Annotated in this window: 11 protein-coding genes and 2 pseudogenes; 2 read left to right on the forward strand and 11 right to left on the reverse strand. The window is 65.4% G+C overall.

Annotated elements, in window-relative coordinates; all coding sequences use genetic code 11:
- Nucleotide 1: 1 nt before the first annotated feature.
- Nucleotides 2–1459 carry an exodeoxyribonuclease VII large subunit gene (gene xseA, locus ACFSM0_RS08760; protein WP_377389403.1) on the reverse strand — a complete coding sequence of 486 codons (1458 nt, stop codon included), beginning with the start codon at nt 1457–1459 and terminating at the stop codon, nt 2–4.
- A 74-nt stretch (nt 1460–1533) separates the two neighbouring features.
- Here xseA and purD point away from each other — a divergent pair, with 74 nt between their 5' ends.
- Nucleotides 1534–2796 (forward strand): phosphoribosylamine--glycine ligase, encoded by a 1263-nt coding sequence (gene purD / locus ACFSM0_RS08765; RefSeq protein ID WP_377389405.1) that lies wholly within the window; start codon nt 1534–1536, stop codon nt 2794–2796.
- Nucleotides 2797–2953: 157 nt separating this feature from the next.
- Here the strand turns inward: purD and ACFSM0_RS08770 are convergent, their stop codons facing one another.
- Complete coding sequence (locus tag ACFSM0_RS08770) at nt 2954–3328, reverse strand: rhodanese-like domain-containing protein (protein WP_377389408.1); 375 nt, start codon at nt 3326–3328, stop codon at nt 2954–2956.
- A 261-nt stretch (nt 3329–3589) separates the two neighbouring features.
- Here ACFSM0_RS08770 and uvrA point away from each other — a divergent pair, with 261 nt between their 5' ends.
- The gene (gene uvrA, locus ACFSM0_RS08775; protein ID WP_377389411.1) at nt 3590–6463 is read left to right on the forward strand and encodes an excinuclease ABC subunit UvrA; all 2874 of its coding nucleotides are present in this window, start codon (nt 3590–3592) and stop codon (nt 6461–6463) included.
- Between the two features lie 45 nt (nt 6464–6508).
- On the opposite strand, the gene ACFSM0_RS08780 is transcribed toward uvrA, so the two are convergent.
- The 9 genes and pseudogenes from ACFSM0_RS08780 to ACFSM0_RS08820 all read right to left on the reverse strand — a co-directional run bounded on the left by ACFSM0_RS08780 (nt 6509) and on the right by ACFSM0_RS08820 (nt 17283).
- Nucleotides 6509–8215, reverse strand: coding sequence for a glycosyltransferase (locus tag ACFSM0_RS08780; RefSeq protein ID WP_377389414.1), 1707 nt, complete (start codon nt 8213–8215; stop codon nt 6509–6511).
- A complete protein-coding gene (locus ACFSM0_RS08785; RefSeq protein ID WP_377389416.1) occupies nt 8212–9180 on the reverse strand; it encodes an NAD-dependent epimerase/dehydratase family protein in 969 nt (322 codons plus the stop codon). Before ACFSM0_RS08785 ends, ACFSM0_RS08780 begins: the two co-directional genes overlap by 4 nt.
- A pseudogene (locus ACFSM0_RS17740) lies at nt 9177–9425 on the reverse strand (LbetaH domain-containing protein); the annotation flags it as partial. The gene ACFSM0_RS08785 and the pseudogene ACFSM0_RS17740, both read right to left, overlap by 4 nt.
- 1500 nt (nt 9426–10925) lie before the next feature.
- A pseudogene (locus ACFSM0_RS08795) lies at nt 10926–13010 on the reverse strand (glycosyltransferase); the annotation flags it as partial.
- A 176-nt stretch (nt 13011–13186) separates the two neighbouring features.
- Nucleotides 13187–14392, reverse strand: coding sequence for a polysaccharide pyruvyl transferase family protein (locus ACFSM0_RS08800; protein ID WP_377389419.1), 1206 nt, complete (start codon nt 14390–14392; stop codon nt 13187–13189).
- 711 nt (nt 14393–15103) lie between these two features.
- The gene (locus ACFSM0_RS08805) at nt 15104–15496 is read right to left on the reverse strand and encodes a hypothetical protein (protein ID WP_377389421.1); all 393 of its coding nucleotides are present in this window, start codon (nt 15494–15496) and stop codon (nt 15104–15106) included.
- Between the two features lie 101 nt (nt 15497–15597).
- Entirely contained in the window at nt 15598–15795 is a 198-nt protein-coding gene (locus tag ACFSM0_RS08810) for a YgaP family membrane protein (RefSeq protein WP_377389424.1), read from the reverse strand.
- 133 nt (nt 15796–15928) lie between these two features.
- Nucleotides 15929–16591 carry a Crp/Fnr family transcriptional regulator gene (locus ACFSM0_RS08815; RefSeq protein ID WP_377389427.1) on the reverse strand — a complete coding sequence of 221 codons (663 nt, stop codon included), beginning with the start codon at nt 16589–16591 and terminating at the stop codon, nt 15929–15931.
- Nucleotides 16592–16662: 71 nt separating this feature from the next.
- Complete coding sequence (locus tag ACFSM0_RS08820; protein ID WP_377389430.1) at nt 16663–17283, reverse strand: hypothetical protein; 621 nt, start codon at nt 17281–17283, stop codon at nt 16663–16665.
- Nucleotides 17284–17350: the final 67 nt, after the last annotated feature.

Here is a 17350-nt window from a genome sequence, read left to right on the forward strand (position 1 = left end):
CTCAGAACAGCGAGCCCTGCTCCGGCGGGGCTTTTTTCTTGGCCTTCGGCTTTGGCGCGGGCTCTTGCACCGCAGCGGCGGCGGGCGGCGCCTCTGCGGTCGCGGCAGCCAGCCGTGCATCGGCAAATTCGATCTCGAACGCGCCTGCGCGGGCCGCTTCTTTGGCCGTGGTCAGCACGGTCTCGCCCGGGCCACGCACCACCGCATAACCGCGCCGCAGCGTTTCGGTATAGCCGAGCGTGAGGCGCAGCCGCTCCAGCCGGTCGAGCCGGTCATGGAGCGTGGCGAAGCGCGCGCCGGGTGCTTGCAGGAGCCGCGCGGACAGCTGGCCGAGCCGCTCGCGCTCATGGCGCAGGTAGCTTTGCAACAGCCGCGGCGTCACGCGCGCGGCAAGCGGCGCAAAGGCCGCGCGTTTCTTCACCACCACGCGCTCAAGCGCGGGCAGAAGCCGGTCGGCGGTGAGGTCAAAGCGTTGCCGCTTCGGGCGCAGCGCCGCATCGGGGCGGCCCAGTGCGCGGGCAAGGTCGGAAAGCCGCTGGCGGCGGGTGTCAAGGCGGGCGAGCAGCGCGCGTTTGCTGCGCGCCTCCAGATCGTTCAGCCGCGCGGCGAGCTCCGCCCGCACCGGCACCGCGATCTCGGCCGCCGCCGTGGGGGTGGGGGCGCGCCGGTCCGCGGCATGGTCGATCAGCGTCGTATCCGTCTCATGGCCCACCGCCGAAATCAGCGGAATCCGGCTCTCGGCGGCGGCCCGCACGACCGCTTCCTCGTTGAAGCCCCAAAGATCTTCGAGCGAGCCCCCGCCGCGCGCGACGATGATCAGATCGGGCCGCGGCACCGGCCCGCCCGGCGCAAGCGCGTTGAAGCCGCGGATCGCGGCACTCACCTCGGGCGCGCAGGCCTGCCCCTGCACCGCGACGGGCCAAAGGAGGACACGGCGCGGAAACCGGTCGCGCAGCCGGTGCAGGATGTCCCGGATCACCGCCCCCGAGGGGGAGGTGACAACGCCGATCACCTCGGGCAGATAGGGCAGGGGCCGCTTGCGCGCGGCGTCAAAAAGCCCCTCGGCCGCCAGCGCCTTGCGCCGCGCCTCCAGCATCGCCATCAACGCGCCCGCGCCCGCAGGCTCCACATCATCGACGATGAGCTGGTATTTCGACTGTCCCGGAAAGGTCGTCATCCGCCCGGTGGCGATCACCTCCATCCCCTCTTCGGGGCGGATCTGCATTTTTGCGACCTGCCCCTTCCAGCTCACCGCCGCCATCACGGCATTCGCGTCCTTGAGGTCAAAATACAGATGCCCGGAGGAGGGGCGGCTCACGCGCCCCACCTCGCCGCGCACCCGCACCCGGCCAAACTCGCCCTCGATCATCCGCTTCACCGCGCCGGAAATCTCCGACACGGTGTAATCATGCGCATTCGAGGGGCCATGCGGGCCCGGTCCGTCTTCGAGAATGTCCATGTCGCCTTGCCTGCGGGTTTGCGAAACCTTAGAAGGCCCGAAAGCCGAGGCCAAGGGCCAAGAGGGAGCGCGCGATGAACATTCTCATTCTGGGCAGCGGCGGGCGCGAACATGCGCTGGCCTGGGCGGTGAAGCAAAACCCGAAATGCGACCGGCTGATTGTCGCGCCGGGCAATGCCGGGATCGGCCAGATCGCCGATCTGGCGCAGATCGACCCCTGCGATGCCGCCGCCGTGCTGGCCTGTGTCGCGGAAAACGCCATTGATTTTGTGATCATCGGCCCCGAGGCGCCGCTCGCGGCGGGCGTGGCCGATGCGCTGCGCGCTGCGGGCGTGCTGACCTTTGGCCCCTCGGCGGCGGCGGCGCAGCTGGAGGCTTCGAAAGCCTTCACCAAGGAAGTGTGTGATGCCTGTGGCGCGCCCACGGCGGCCTGGGCGCGCTTTGAGGCGCTTGATCCGGCGCTTGACTATGTGCGCGCCTGTGGCGCGCCAATCGTGGTCAAGGCCGATGGTCTTGCCGCGGGCAAGGGCGTGATCGTGGCGATGACGCTTGCGGAGGCCGAGGCGGGGCTGCGCGAGATTTTTGGCGGCGCCTTTGGCGCGGCGGGCGCCGAGGTGGTGATCGAGGAATACATGGCGGGGGAAGAGGCGAGCTTCTTCGTGCTCTGCGATGGCAAGGATGTGCTCCCCCTCGGCACCGCGCAGGACCACAAAAGGGTGGGCGAGGGCGATACCGGCCCCAACACCGGCGGCATGGGCGCCTATTCGCCCGCGCCGGTGCTGAGCGAGGCCCTGCAGGCGCAGGTGCTCGCGCAGATCATTCGCCCGACCGTGGCCGAGATGGCCGCGCGCGGCACGCCGTTCCAAGGTGTGCTCTATGCCGGGCTGATGATTGATCAGGGCCGGGCGCGGCTCGTGGAATACAACGTCCGCTTTGGCGACCCGGAATGTCAGGTGCTGATGCTGCGGCTCGGTGCGCAGGCGCTCGACCTGCTGCAGGCCTGTGCCGAAGGGCGGCTTGCGGGGCTTTCGGCCACCTGGGCAGAGGATCACGCCCTCACCGTCGTGATGGCGGCGAAGGGCTATCCGGGCGCCTATCAAAAGGGAAGCGAAATCAAAGGGCTGGATGCGCTTGCGGAAAGCTCGACGCGGATGGTCTTTCATGCTGGCACGGCGCTGAAAGAGGGCAAGCTCATCGCCACCGGGGGCCGTGTGCTCAATGTCACCGCGCGGGGCGCGAGCCTGCAAGAGGCGCAAGCGCGCGCCTATCAGATGCTCGATGCGATCGACTGGCCGGAAGGGTTTTGCCGCCGCGACATCGGCTGGCGCGCGCTCTGATCGCGAACGGCAAAGGGGGGCGCTGCCCCCGGTCCTTCGGACTCCCCCCGGGATATTTTTACAAAGTCGAAGGCAGAGCCGATCTTGCCTTCGACTTTGCGCAAATATCCCGGGGGTGAATTGGCCGCAGGCCAAGAGGGGGCAGCGCCCCCTTCTTTTACCGGATCACCGGGCCGCCCGCGGCGTGCCAGTCATAGAGCCCGCCAATATTGTAGACATGTTTGTAGCCCATTGCCGCGAGCATCTGCGCCGCGCCTTGGCTGCGCGCGCCCGAGGCGCAGTAAAGCGCCACCGGCTTGTCGAGCGAGAGCTCTTTCAGGCATTCCGGGCTTGAAGGATCGCATTTCATCTTCAGCGCGGCCATCGGCACATGCAGCGCGCCCTTGGCCTTGCCCGAGGCGCGCAGCTCCATCCCGTCGCGCACGTCGATCAGCACGATTTCGCCCTTGGCGACCTTGCTCACCGCCTCGCGCGGGTCGATCCGCTCGACACCGCCACCACCACCGCCCGAGGGGCGCAGAAAGTTGAACATCTGGCTTTCCTTTCCTGTTGCCACCGGGGAGGGGCACCGCGCTGTTTCATGGGGCCAAACCGGCCCGAGGTTCAAGCGTTTTTGCTATAAATATGCGAAGAAGTGAATAACTGAAGCGCCCTGCCACCGATCCGGGCAACGCCTTGGGCGGGGTGGTGCAAAGCGCGGGCAGGGGTGAAAAGTTCCTGATCTGTTCGCAAATTCCCGTTGGAGACTCAGCGCCGCCCCCCTATCTATGGGGGGCTTTGAACGGGGGCAGATATGGCCGAGCAGAAATTCATCGAAGTGCGGGGCGCGCGCGAGCACAATCTCAAGGGGGTCGATCTCGACATCCCGCGCGATGCGCTGACCGTGATCACCGGGCTTTCCGGCTCGGGCAAGTCTTCGCTCGCCTTCGACACGATCTATGCCGAGGGGCAGCGCCGCTATGTCGAGAGCCTTTCGGCCTATGCGCGGCAGTTTCTCGACATGATGGGCAAGCCCGATGTCGACCATATCTCGGGGCTTTCTCCCGCGATCTCGATCGAGCAGAAGACCACGTCGAAGAACCCGCGCTCGACGGTGGGCACGGTGACGGAGATTTACGACTATTTGCGGCTGCTCTTTGCCCGCGCGGGCACGCCCTACAGCCCCGCCACCGGCCTGCCGATTCAGGCGATGCAGGTGCAGGACATGGTCGACCGGGTGATGGCGATGGACGAGGGCGCGCGCGGCTACCTGCTCGCCCCCGTGATCCGCGACCGCAAGGGCGAATACCGCAAGGAATTTGCCGAGTGGCGCAAGGCCGGGTTCCAGCGCGTGAAGGTGAACGGGGTCTTTTATGACCTTGAGGAGCCGCCCGTGCTCGACAAGAAATTCCGCCACAACATTGATGTGGTGGTGGACCGAATCGTGGTGCGCGCCGGGCTCGAGACCCGGCTTGCCGACAGTTTGCGCACCGCGCTCGACCTTGCCGACGGCATCGCGCTTTGGGAAGAGGCGCTGACCGGCGCGGAGACCGAGGCGGGCAAGGAGCCCGAGCGCATCACATTCTCGGAAAAATTCGCCTGCCCGGTCTCGGGCTTCACCATTCCCGAGATCGAGCCGCGGCTGTTTTCGTTCAACGCGCCGTTCGGCGCCTGCCCGGTCTGCGACGGGCTTGGGGTGGAGCTGTTCTTCGATGAGCGGCTGGTTGTGCCCGATGTGTCGCTCACCCTGATGGCGGGGGCGCTCGCGCCCTGGGCCAAGTCGAAAAGCCCCTATTTCACCCAGACCATCGACGCGCTGGCCAAGCACTACGGCTTTGACAAGCGCAAGGCGTGGAAAGACCTCGCCCCGGAGGTGCAGCGGCTCTTTCTTTACGGGTCGGGCGAGGATCAGATCAAGTTTCGCTTCGATGAGGGCGGGCGGGTCTACGAGGTCAGCCGCAGCTTTGAGGGCATCATCCCGAACATGGAGCGCCGCTACCGAGAGACGGATTCTGCCTGGTCGCGCGAGGAGATGGAGCGCTACCAGAACAACCGGCCCTGCGGCGCCTGCAACGGCTACCGGCTGAAGCCCGAGGCGCTGGCGGTGAAGATCGGCGGCTTGCACATCGGTCAGGTGGTCGAGATGTCGATCCGCGAGGCGCATCGCTGGATCGGCTCCGTGCCCGAGAGCCTGAGCGCGCAGAAAAACGAGATCGGCCGCGCGATCTTGAAAGAGATCCGCGAGCGGCTCGGCTTTCTGGTCAATGTGGGGCTTGATTATCTGACGCTGAGCCGCGCCGCGGGCACGCTGTCGGGGGGCGAGAGCCAGCGCATCCGGCTCGCGAGCCAGATCGGCTCCGGGCTGACGGGCGTGCTTTACGTGCTCGACGAGCCCTCGATCGGCCTTCATCAGCGCGACAATGACCGGCTTCTTGGCACGCTCAAGAACCTGCGTGATCAGGGCAACACGGTGCTGGTGGTGGAGCATGACGAGGATGCGATCCGCCATGCCGATTACGTGTTCGACATTGGCCCCGGCGCCGGGGTGCATGGCGGGCAGGTGGTGGCGCGCGGCACGCCCGAGGAGATCGCCGCCGATCCCGCCTCGCTCACCGGGCAATATCTCAGCGGCACCCGCGCCATCGACGTGCCGGCGCTCCGCCGTGAGGGCAATGGCAAGAAGCTCACCATTTCAAAAGCCTGCGGCAACAACCTCAAGGATGTGACGGTCGATTTTCCGCTTGGCAAATTTGTCTGCGTGACCGGGGTTTCGGGCGGCGGCAAATCGACCCTGACGATCGAGACGCTCTACAAGACCGCGGCGATGCGCTTGAACGGCGCGCGCGAGACGCCCGCGCCTTGCGACAGCATCAAGGGCTTCGAGCACCTCGACAAGGTGATCGACATCGACCAGCGCCCGATCGGGCGCACCCCGCGCTCGAACCCGGCCACCTATACCGGTGCCTTCACCCATATTCGCGACTGGTTTGCCGGCCTGCCCGAGGCCAAGGCGCGCGGCTACAAGCCGGGCCGGTTTTCCTTCAACGTCAAGGGCGGGCGCTGCGAGGCCTGTCAGGGCGACGGGGTGATCAAGATCGAGATGCACTTCCTGCCCGATGTCTATGTGGAATGCGAGACCTGCAAGGGCAAGCGCTACAACCGCGAGACGCTGGAGGTGGAGTTCAAGGGCAAGTCGATTGCCGATGTGCTCGACATGACGGTCGAGGATGCGCAGGAGTTCTTCAAGGCGGTGCCCTCGATCCGCGAGAAGATGGATGCGCTGGTCGAGGTGGGGCTGGGCTATATCAAGGTTGGCCAGCAGGCGACGACGCTCTCGGGCGGCGAGGCGCAGCGGGTCAAGCTGTCCAAGGAGCTTTCCCGCCGCGCCACGGGGCGCACGCTTTACATTCTTGATGAGCCGACCACGGGGCTGCATTTCGAGGATGTGCGCAAGCTTCTCGAAGTGCTGCATTCGCTGGTGGATCAGGGCAACACGGTGGTGGTGATCGAGCACAATCTTGATGTGATCAAGACGGCCGACTGGCTCATCGACATCGGCCCCGAGGGGGGCGACGGGGGCGGGCGCATCGTTGCCGAGGGCACGCCCGAGGCGGTGGTGCGTGTGGCCGAGAGCCACACCGGGCGCTATCTCGCGCCGATGCTGGGGATCAAAATCGCCGCCGAATGAGCCGGCACCCCGGCTGTGCCGGGGCGGCGGGACCAAGGGCTGGGCTCAGGTGGCGCGCGACAACCGCGCGCCCGCCGCGATCGTGGTGAGAAACGACGAGGGCTGAAGTTTTTTGTCACGGATGTTCTCGCGCAGCGTGACAAGCCCGCCCTCGATCATCGCATTGATATCGGCGATCACCGCTTCGGACAGGTTCGAGACCGTGCCCGTCATCGGCGCGCCCGCTTTGGTGCTGCTGAGCGGGATGCGCAGAAAATGCCCGTAACTGTCCTTGCCGTCACTGGTTTTGTCGGTGACGATGGGCGGCACGATGCTGCTTTCGCGCAGCTCGACCTGATACTGCCCGGCGTTCAGAATGAACTTGAGCAGGAACTTGTCGTATTTCCGGTTCAGCATCAGCGCGCGCTCTGTGAAGATCATCAGGATCTTGAGCGCTTCGCCGCGGTCGTCGAGGCTGATCGTGAGCCCCTTCGGCACCGATTTCGGCATGGTTGCGAAATTCGACATTGCCTGCGCGGTGGTCGCGGCGGCGGCGGCTTTCGCCGCGGCGGGGTCGACCGATTTTTTGGGGGCGGAGGCAGGGGCAGGGGTCTGCGGTGTCTGCGCAAGCCGCGCGAGGTTCGCCTCCGAGAGCGCCCGCATCCGCGACAGGACCGCGGCGGTATCGACCTCGCCGCCTGCGGGAAGGAACCGCTCCACGGCCTGCATCAGATCGCGCGCGAAGCGGCGCCGGGCCTCATCATAATCGCTTGCCCGCGCCGGCAGGGCCCCCGCCCGGTCCTGGTGCTCGATCTGCGCCATCACCTCGGCCAGCGCCAAAGGATCATGCCGGAAAAAGAACGCACAGGCCTCGGTCAGCTGCTCCTTGTGCACCGCAAGATCGGAGGCCACGATGAATTTGCCCAGAGATTTTGCATCCTCGATCACCGTCGACCAGCCCTCGAAGAGCGAGGGCTGCACGATGTAGCGCGAGCCTTGCATCAGACCGAGCTGATCGCTGCGGGGAATGAAGCCCAAGAACCGCACGCGATCCATGATGCCCCATTCCTCGGCCTGAGATTTCAGGAAGCCAGCATAACCCGCCACGCGGTAATCGTCTTCGTTGCCGGTGAAGACCACGGTGACATCGATGCCCATCGCCTTGAGCAACGCCACCGCGCGGATCACCACGATATGGTTTTTGTGCACCCAGACCTGATTGGCACAGAACACATAACGCTCGGGCAGATCATAGCGCTGGCGCAGGGTCTCGAGCGTCTCGGCGCCGGGGGTGTCAAAACTGGCAAAGCGGACCACGGAGACATTCGCGCATTCGCCGGGGTAGAACGTGTTGACATCCTTGCGCACGTCTTCGGAGCTGACCACGAGCCCGGCCGTGGCAAAGCGCCGACGATGGTGATCGCGGCGGCGCGCAATTTCGTCATCGGCGAAAAAATAGCCCAGATGGAGTTCCTGAAAATCGGGAATCCACGAAATGGTGCGGGCCGCCTGACCCGCGATCGGATGCAGGAAAACCGCATCGACGCATTTTTCCTTGGCGAGCGCCTCGAATTCGGTCGGGCTCACCCAGCCGATATGCGGATAGCCGCTTTCGCGCAGGAACTGCACCGAGTCAGCGCGTTCACTGATCGGCACAAGATAGGGTTGTTCCTCCGCAGGCAGAAGCCGCATCGCCGAGGCCAGATTGCGGATGTAATAGGCCCCGCCCATCCAGGATTCGCTGAGTTCGAAGGGAATCGCGATAGTTCTCACAATCTGCCTCTCGGAATTGGAGCTGCCATGGAGGTCGCGGCCATGTCGCGACGAAACCAGTCGGCAAAGCAGGCAATGCCATCGTCCAGCGCAACCTCCGGCTGCCAGCCGAGCGCCAGCGATGCGGTTACGTCGGCGTGGTAATCGGAGGGGTCGCCGGGGCGGCCCTGACCGTTGAACTGGATTGGCGTTGGCACATCGTAACAGGCGGCAAGGCGCTCCAGCACCGTGCGGATGCGCACCGCCTCGCCATTGGCGCCGTGGAAGACCGGCATCTGCGGGCTGGCACAGGCACCGATCCGCGTGATCAGCGTTACCGCGTCGGAGACGTGAATCCAGTCGCGCGTTTCGTTGCCGGTGCCAAAAAAGGTCTGGTCGCCGCGGTGCAGCTTCTGGCTGGCATCCCACAGCAGTTGCTTGCGCAGCCCCTCGCCATAGACCGAGAACAGCCGCAAGATGGTTCCGGGCACGTTGAAGAAGGTGCCATACTGCCGCATCAACGCCTCGCCGGTGAGCTTGTTCATGCCATAGGGCGACACCGGGCGGAACGGATCGTCGATGCAGATCGGCATTTTATCGGCCTTGCCATAGACCCCGGCGGTGGACAGATAGACGACCGGAATCCCCCCCGCCTCGCGGGAAAACTCGAGCACATCGGCGGTGGCCACCACATTGCTGCGGAAATCCGTCATCGGTTCTTGCAGTGACAGCGGCACCGAGCCGCTTCCGGCGCAATGGTAGATGATCTCCGCGCCCGCACAGGTTTCTTTCAGCGCGCTCGGTCCGATGCCGCCCGAATACCATTTCGAGATGCCGAGCGCCGCGCATTCCTCGCGCGACATCGCGGAGTGACCGATGCCGCGCACCTCGCAGCCGCGCGCGCTGAGATAGCGCGACAAATGCCCGCCGATGAAGCCGCCGGCCCCGGTGATGAGCGCCGCGCGCGGGATCGTGAGCGCGCTCATGTGCGCCTCCGGTCGATCACCACCTCGGGGATCGGCAGGTCGGGAAAGCGGGCCGCGGCGCGGGCTTGCTCGGCCTCAAGGATCTCATCGCGGCGCGACAGGATCTTTGCCGGGTTGCCGCCGACAACCGCATAGGGCGGAACATCCTTGGTGACCACCGAATGCGAGGCGATCACCGCCCCGTCGCCGATGGTCACCCCCTTCATGATCACGGCGCCAAAGCCGACCCAGACCCCGTTGCCGATGCGGATCGGGGCGGAGGTCACGTCATGCCAGGTTTTATAGGCGCCCATGCGGCCCTGAACCACCCCGATGCGCCAGTCATCGGCATCGTTTTCGCGCATGATCCGGTCCAGCGAATGGGCATTGCTGTCCATCACCACCACATCCCACGACAGCATCGTGTTGTCGCCGATGGTGATGCCGCCGGGCTGGGTGCAGATCAGCAGGCAGTTGCTGCCGATGGAGCTGCCGGTGCCAACCCGGATCTGCCCGGTGCCGCGCTCGAACACGAAATACCCTGCCACATCGGAGCGCTCCCCGACCACGACATAGGGCCGGTTGTCGTGGCGGACCCGAACATCGACCTTGAGCGCGCTGGTGCTGCTCTCCTTGCCGGCCAGCAAGGCGGGGGTTTGCGCGTAGCGCGTGGGCGGCGGCAGATACCGGCCCAGATCTTCGTCAAAGACATCAATGGTTTCGACCACAAAGCCAAGATCGCGCCCCTGCATGGTCGAGCTCAGCATGGCGCGGATATGGATGATCGCGTCCTGCTCGGAGGTGTCGAGCGGAAAGACGATCGTGCGCCGCTTCGAGATATCGGTGTCGATGCAGGGGAAGCTCGCCATGTAGCGTTTCGTTTCGCACAACAGCACCTGACCGGGCAGGATGTTGCGCACATTGATCTGGAACACCGGGCGCTTCATGCCGCGCAGGCAGACCCGAACGATCACGTCCCGCTGATCGCTCCAGGCGAAGGCCGCGGGCGCACCGGAGAGCCAGGTGCCATCCTCGCTTTGCCACAGGCCGATCACCTGATGCTGTTTCAGCGTTTGCGAAAGCGGGTGCAAGGTTTCGCCGATCTGCGTGGAGGGAATGCAATTGTCGCTTTGCAGGCTCAGCAGCGGGGCGAATTTCGCACAGGACGCCCGTGCGGTGATCTTTTCGACCCAGCCCGGCGCATGATCATTCAAAAGATCGAACTGCGCCCCGCCGCCGAAGCGGCACAGGTGATGCGCTTCGGCATCGGTCATGTCGTCGAGCAGCGCCGCGAGGAACTCGGGCTTCATCTCGTCATCGAGCACCGCATTCACGAAGAACGCCGGCACGATATAGGTGAGCGCAATGCTCGGCATCTGGTGCCGCAGCCCATGCTCCTCCAGAAAATCAAGGCAAAGCCGACGGATGTGCAGGAACTCGAACACCCGGCGCGAACGCTGCCCCATGATCGAGTCCGAGCGCTGCAGGTAATAGTAGCTCACGACCGGGTCGAGATAGATGGTGTCAACCGCATGCACCAGCGACAGGGCGAAGTGGTGATCCTCGTAATAATAGCCGACCGGGAAGGTCAGGCCATGCGCGGCGATCAGGTCGCGGCGCACGATGAAGCGCCAGGTCTGGGCGCTGCCCCCGACAATGCGCCCGTAAAGCTCTTCGGATTGGCGCGGCCGCCAGACCATCCCCGCAATTTCGGGCGCGGTCAGGCTTTCGTTGCGGATCGTGCCTTTTTCGTCGATGAAGGCGTAATTGACCTTGAAGGCATCGGGCACCTCCTCCTCAAGCACGCGTGCGATCCGGCCAAGGCAGTTTTCCCGCAGGTGATCGTCTGAATCGATGAACCAGACGTATTTGCCGCGGGCAAGGCCAAGCCCGGCCAGCCGTGCCCCCGCAAGCCCGGCATTGTCTTGCGACAAGATCCGCACCCGGCCGTCGAGCGCGGCAAAGGCCCGGGCAACGGCCAGCGTGTGATCCGGCCCGCCATCGTCAACGACGATAACTTCGAAATTCTCGAAATCCTGGCTCAGGATCGTGAAGAGCGTGTGGCCGAGATACTTGCCGACATTGTAGGACGGCAGCACCATCGAGATCAGCGGGGTCTCGGGCAGGGTCGCGCCGAGGAAACGCAGCCCGTTGCGGCGATAAAGCGGGGCGAGTTCGTCCCATTTGATGCCGTCGAAAATCTCCAGCATCGTTTCCAGCGGCACGTTTTGCGCTGCCAGCGCGGCCCCGACAGAAATGTTGAGCGGCAGGTGATCATATTTGCGGATCACCGGAGCCACGACCTCTGCCGGTTTCCACGCCCGCGCCGCAAAGAGCAGCGCCAGCGCGTCTTCGCGCTCCAGATCAATTGCCGGGAAGTTCTGTTTGATCAGCCCGTGCGCTTCTTGCCAGACCACCTCGGGGTTGCTGTTCGACATGCCGGTGAGCGGGAACAGGGTCACGGGCTGCGGCACATAGGTGAAGCTGCGCCCGGCCCGGATCGCGCGGTGCATCCAGCGCGTGTCTTCGGCCATCGGGTAGGTGCGGCCAAAAAAGCCCACGGCATCATAGGCGGCGCGGGTGGCAAACATGGCATTGTGCCCGACAGGGCCGCCGCTGACGAAAGCATTGAGCCCCCAGGGCTCGTCGCGGCGCTGGTGCAAGGTTCCATCGGCGCGCAGCTCCAGCGTGCCGCCGCCGTAAACGTCGCTGTTGTCGCGGAAATGCGCATTGGCAACGGCATCAAGCCCGCCCGGCAGGAAGCAGTCTCCCGCGCCGACGATCCCGATCAGCGTGCCGCGCGCCAGCATGATCCCCTTGTTGAGCGCATCATAGAGCCCGTCATCGGGCTGGCTGAAGCATTGGCTGACGACATGGGGCCATTCGGCGACAACCTCGAGCGTGTCATCGCGCGAGCCGCCGTCGATGACGATGCATTCGACATCCTCGCGCGCCTGAAGCGCGATCGAGCGCAGGGTGGCGGGCAGATCTTCGGCGGCGTTGAACGTGGCGATGAGAATGGTGAAAAGTGGCGGGCGCATCCGCCCGGAGGCGGTGTGGACAATGCGCACCGGCCCGCGGGCCCAGTTCACACCGGCAAAAAGGGCCCGGCTCTCTTCATCGCGGCCCGTTGCTGCGAGCGCCTGCGCGAGCGCGATATTGAGCCGGGGAGAGCGCAGCCGCGCCGTCAGGGCGGCGGCCTCGCGCGCCTCGGTGCCGTCCAGGATCTGCGCAAGCAGCTCTGCATCGGCGGCCGTGAGCGCAACCTCGGGGAACAGCGCGCGCAGCAGCGCCAGATCGTCGACGGCGCGGGCGGAGGGGGGCTGCGCGGTGACGAGCGGCAACACCGAGGCAACGATCCGGGCATTGGCATCCAGAAGCTTTGGCACGGCGCGGCGGAAGCTTTCGCCGGTGGTGTCGGGCCACCAGGGGCCTGCGCTCAGAAACACCTCCAGATCCGCAAAAATCGCATCGGTGGCACAGGGCAGGGGGCCGAGCAGGGCGCCAAAATCGGGCACCGTGTCCGAGGTCACGACGGCCGGGGCATGCGCCCCGCTGCGCAGCGCCGCCACAGCGGCCAGAGCCCCCGGCTCAAGCTGCGTTCCCGCGGCCAGCACGGCGACAGTGTGCCCCGGCGCTTCGGCAAGGCAGGCGCGCAGATCCGACGCAAGATCGCCCGCACGAAGACGGTGCGACAGGCCGGGCTGATCTGGCCCCGAAAAGGCGCCATCGCTCTCAAGAACGGTGCAATGAAGGGAGCCATCAAGAAGCGCGCTTCCCAGCGACTGGACTGTCCGGCAAACAGCATCGCCGTTCCCGGCAGAGAGAACGACGAGAGAGAATGTCTTCATAATTCTTGCCTGGCTACTTGGTGGCCCGAAGGGCGAGATCAATGGCCGCCGAGGGGAGGGCGCGACCTGAAGAGGCGTGCACGGACCTGTTAACGGATCGACCGGAACGAGTCAACGCGACCCGGCCGAACGGGCGCTCCGAGCGGGGCCGTAACCGATCCGGCCCCGCCGTTTTCTCACGCGTCACTAAGCGCCGCGGCGCGCCCGCTTTCTGCCAGAGCAACAAGTCCCGGATGCGGATTCAGGCCGTTTTTCTGCACGAAATCGAGCATGGTGCCGGCCAGTTCGCCGCGCCGGCGGTCAAAACCGGCGATGCGCTCGATAAACAGCGAAAGCATCGCTTTCGGCCCTTTGGGCATGATGTCGAGGTAGGTCTCCGGGGTGATCCACGGAACGCCCATCGTGTCTGCAAGCCCCGAGGTGCGGGAATCGTGGCCAAGCAAAATCGACGGCGTGCCCGATTGCAGCGGCACCATCGTGCCGTGAATGCGCATGCCGGTCGACATGTCACAGGTGCGGGAAAAATCCATCCACGCCTCGACATCGGCAAAGTAGATAACCTTGGCCTTCATCGTGCGCGTCAACTTGTTGGGCATTGCGGCGAACGGGTTGTGGCTGCGATAGAGGTCCGAAATGTTGGTGCGTGCCCCGGTTGCAAAATCAACAAGTTGCGGGGTTTGCACCACATAGAAGGCGGGGGTCTCCGCCAGCATGCGCAACTGGTATTTGAGCACTGCGCCGGTCGCGCCATGGCCGCCATTCGCCTCGGAGATGGCAAGGCGCACATCTTCCCAGCCGTTGAGGGTGCTGATGCCGTGTTTGGCCTTGCGGATCAGTTGCGCGCCAAGATCGGGATCGGGGTTGAGGAAGTTGGAGGGGCAACCGGTCACGGTCACGTTCGTGACGCCGATCCCCTCAAGCGTTTCTGCGGTGAGCTGGTCACGCACGCTGATGCTGGCGCTGCGTTCGGAGATGATCTTTGCAAGCCGGGAGGTTTCGGGCCCGAGCCGCACCTTGACGGGCTCGCCATCCTTGGCCAAAGGCGCCTGCGTCCCAAGCCCGAACGCCGTGACCGGACCTTCGCATTTCTCGATGATATCGGCACGGCCGCGGTTATGCGCTTCGTCCTGCGCGGTCTGCCCGAGCCAGTTCGCGCAAGAGATGATCAACCGCTCGGCCGGGTCCGTCTCGATGATCTTGCGGTATTCGCCGCCAGTGACCGGGCGGAAAGTGTCGAGGTCCTCCAGAATGTTCCAAAGCGCGTGACGGAACACGAAATTCCCGAGGTTCATCCCCGACACTGCCGCAAGTTCGGCCGCAGGTTTGCGATAGGCCGCGGTCACGCGGCCGATATACGGCATGTCCAGATACAGTTTAGACATCAGGGTCTCGCTTTAGCTGAGTGGGGGCCCGAACCGATAGGCTGACCGGCCCGGGAACAAATTCTAGGTTCGGTCTGCACCAGAAGCTTTACCGAAGGCGAAGACCGGCGCCGCGGTCATAAAAGCGAAGAGCGTCGAACGCCGCACCAGGATCCGGGAGAACAGGCTCATGCTGGCCGAGTGGCGAAGGCAGGCAAGCGCAGACCGCGAGATTTTGCGGAAATCCGGTGCATTTCGTGCGTTTTCCTTCTGCGCGGATGTGTTGCTCCGCGGAATGTGCAGCCCCAAACCCGACCCGCGGTATGACCCTGTGCCGGACAGGTATCGAGGGCTGTGCGTGCGGTCTCCAGAGCGCTTCGCCAATTCACCACTGCCAAATAAATCGCGTATCAGGAGCGATACAATGCAGCACTTTAACGGGGCCGTGCGCGTCCGTGCAAGCGTAAAGCCTCTGTCGCACATATCCTGGCATCGCGTGTGCACGACGTTTTCAACCTCGGCTTCATCCGGTCAATGGGGCTGTGTCGTGCGCCCGAAAGCGCATCTGCTCCGCTTGCGGCAACCCTCGTCGCACCCCGGGGCCTATAGGCGTATCGCGTGTTTAATGCAAGCCGTCGCGCGGCATTTCCCGCCACCGCGCGGAGCGAGAGACAGGCTGTGCCAAGCCGTTGCAGGCCTTGGCGACAGACGCGGGGGGGGGGGGGCGCGCCTTTAGCGCCGGGTGCGGCGGCCGATCACCTCCAGCACCCGGTGCGTATCGGCCGAGACGCGGTAGATCACGCCGTCGCGCAAGTAATAGCGCCACGGCCCGTCCACGGCGGGCAGATCATAGGCGCGCAATTCCATCAGCATCGAGTGCTCATAGACCGGGAAGGGATCGCCCGGCGCAAAGTCCGGCGCGCGGACATTTTCGAGCCGCCAGCGGTTGCCGTAGCGACAGAACCGGTCGCCGGTCGCCGCCATGATCTTGCATTCGGAGGGCGCTTCGGCGGGCTGCGGGGCAAGGCGGCCGGGCGCGGGGGGCTCGGCCTGCAGCGCCTGCGGCAGGGCGAACGCGACACCGGCCAGAACAGAGGCGAGAGCAAGGGGCGAGAGGCGCAGCATCCCGGCAGTCTAGGCGGTGCACGGGCAAATGAAAACCCGCCGGGCCGGAGCGGCGGCGGGTTTCCCGAAGGCGGCGCGGGACGCAAGGGCCGCGCCGATGGTTATTTTTTGCAGGTATTGATACCCACGATCGAATAGAGCGGGCAGGTGCCCGCGAGGCCGGTGATCAGCGGCACGACGCCAATCAGCAGCAGCCAATGCATCGACCCGCCGGAGGTCAGGAAAAAGGCGGCGATCAGCGCGATGCCAACCACGATGCGAGCGATCTTGTCGATCCCGCCGACGTTGTTCTTGAACATGTGCAACTCCCGTTTCAGCCCGGTTGCCCGGGGTGCGTTTTCAATGCGCTGAGGAGTATCTAGCACCTTGCCGGGCAAGGGTCGGTGACGTGGTCACAGATCTGCGTCACAGATCTGCATCACGGGGGCGCGATCACCCGGCCTCGGCCACCGCATCGAGCCGCCGCAGCGCGGCCGCATCACGGATCTCGACAAGGCCGCGCTCGGTGCGCACCCAGCCGCGGCGGGCAAAGGCGTCAAGCCGGCGCGAGATCACCTCGCGCGCAGAACCGATCTGGGCGGCGATCTCGGCATGGGTGGCGGCCACCCGGCCCGCCTCGGCACGGGCAAGCAGCCAGCCCGCGAGGCGGCTTTCGACCGATTGGAACGAGACCCGCTCCATCAGCCGGATCACCTCCTCCATCCGCACCGCCATCGCCGAGAACACAAGGCTGCGGAAAGCGGGGCTGCTGTCCATCAGCCGCAAAAAAGTGGCGCGCGGCACCAGCACGATCTGCGCGGACTGAGAGGCAATCGCCTCGCCGGTATAGGTGGCCTCGCCCAGAAGCCCGAGCGTCGTTTGCACGCAGGTCTGCCCCGGCTCCACCGCATAAAGCATCAGCTCACGCCCGTTCGCCCCGGTCAGAAACACCTCAACCCGGCCCGAAAGCACGAGCACAAAGCCCTGCACCGCATCGCCCGGGCGAAACAGCACAGCGCCCCGCGGCATTTCCATCGGGGTGAGATCGGTCAAAAGCGCCCGCTCCGAAGGGCCGAGGCGGGCAAGCGCGGGGGAGGTATCGAGCCAGGAGGTCATGAGCCGGATTTAGGGACGCAAGCGGGGCGAATACAAGAGCCTGTGTCAGCAGGGCGCAGCCCGAACGGGCTTTAGCGTGCCATCAGAGAGCTCAAAAACCCCACCACGCCGACCGTGGCCAGCGTCTCGGTGTCGATCAGCACGACGCGGTCATTGACCACGCGATATTCGCGGCCATGCGGCGGCGGGCGCAACTTCCAGCGTTCGGCATTGGTGAGTTGACGGCCGGGCGGGCCGAAGGAATGGCCGCGCGGCACCGGCCGGCGCACATCGGTGCGGTCCCGGTCATGGGAGGGCGCCCAGCCGTGGTGATCGCGCCGCTCGGGCTGCCAGCCGCGGTCGCGCGGCGGAAGCGGCACAACAGGCACATGCGGGCGATAATCGCCCCGTTCCGCGGGGCGCGGCATCGGCGCGCGCTCGCCCTTGCCCTGCGGCATCGGGCCGGGAATGCGCCAGTCACGATGGTCATTGCGTTGGTCGGGCATGGCCGGGCGTTCCCCCCGGCCTTGCGGCATCGGCCCGGTGCGCTGGTGGTTACGGTCACGGTCGCGCGGGAACAGGCAATCGGCCCCACGGCAGTCGCGCCCGTTCTGCGCCTGGGCCACCGGCGCCGCGGCGGTCAGCGCCACGGCGAGGATCATTGTGCTCGCCATCAGGCGCGTGAAGACAGAAATGAGAGGGAAGCGTTTCATCGGGAGTCTCCTTCGCTTCCTTCATAACGCGCGAGCGGGCAAAAGGCGCCACCCTTTCACGGTGAAG

This window comes from Rhodobacter lacus, assembly GCF_042683065.1.
GTDB lineage: Bacteria > Pseudomonadota > Alphaproteobacteria > Rhodobacterales > Rhodobacteraceae > Rhodobacter > Rhodobacter lacus.

Bases quoted from the DNA above. Each gene is read 5' to 3' on its own strand.
- xseA (WP_377389403.1), bottom strand. From the start codon at position 1,459: ATGGACATTCTCGAAGACGGACCGGGCCCGCATGGCCCCTCGAATGCG.
- purD (WP_377389405.1), top strand. From the start codon at position 1,534: ATGAACATTCTCATTCTGGGCAGCGGCGGGCGCGAACATGCGCTGGCC.
- ACFSM0_RS08770 (WP_377389408.1), bottom strand. From the start codon at position 3,328: ATGTTCAACTTTCTGCGCCCCTCGGGCGGTGGTGGTGGCGGTGTCGAG.
- uvrA (WP_377389411.1), top strand. From the start codon at position 3,590: ATGGCCGAGCAGAAATTCATCGAAGTGCGGGGCGCGCGCGAGCACAAT.
- ACFSM0_RS08785 (WP_377389416.1), bottom strand. From the start codon at position 9,180: ATGAGCGCGCTCACGATCCCGCGCGCGGCGCTCATCACCGGGGCCGGC.
- ACFSM0_RS08800 (WP_377389419.1), bottom strand. From the start codon at position 14,392: ATGTCTAAACTGTATCTGGACATGCCGTATATCGGCCGCGTGACCGCG.
- ACFSM0_RS08805 (WP_377389421.1), bottom strand. From the start codon at position 15,496: ATGCTGCGCCTCTCGCCCCTTGCTCTCGCCTCTGTTCTGGCCGGTGTC.
- ACFSM0_RS08810 (WP_377389424.1), bottom strand. From the start codon at position 15,795: ATGTTCAAGAACAACGTCGGCGGGATCGACAAGATCGCTCGCATCGTG.
- ACFSM0_RS08815 (WP_377389427.1), bottom strand. From the start codon at position 16,591: ATGACCTCCTGGCTCGATACCTCCCCCGCGCTTGCCCGCCTCGGCCCT.
- ACFSM0_RS08820 (WP_377389430.1), bottom strand. From the start codon at position 17,283: ATGAAACGCTTCCCTCTCATTTCTGTCTTCACGCGCCTGATGGCGAGC.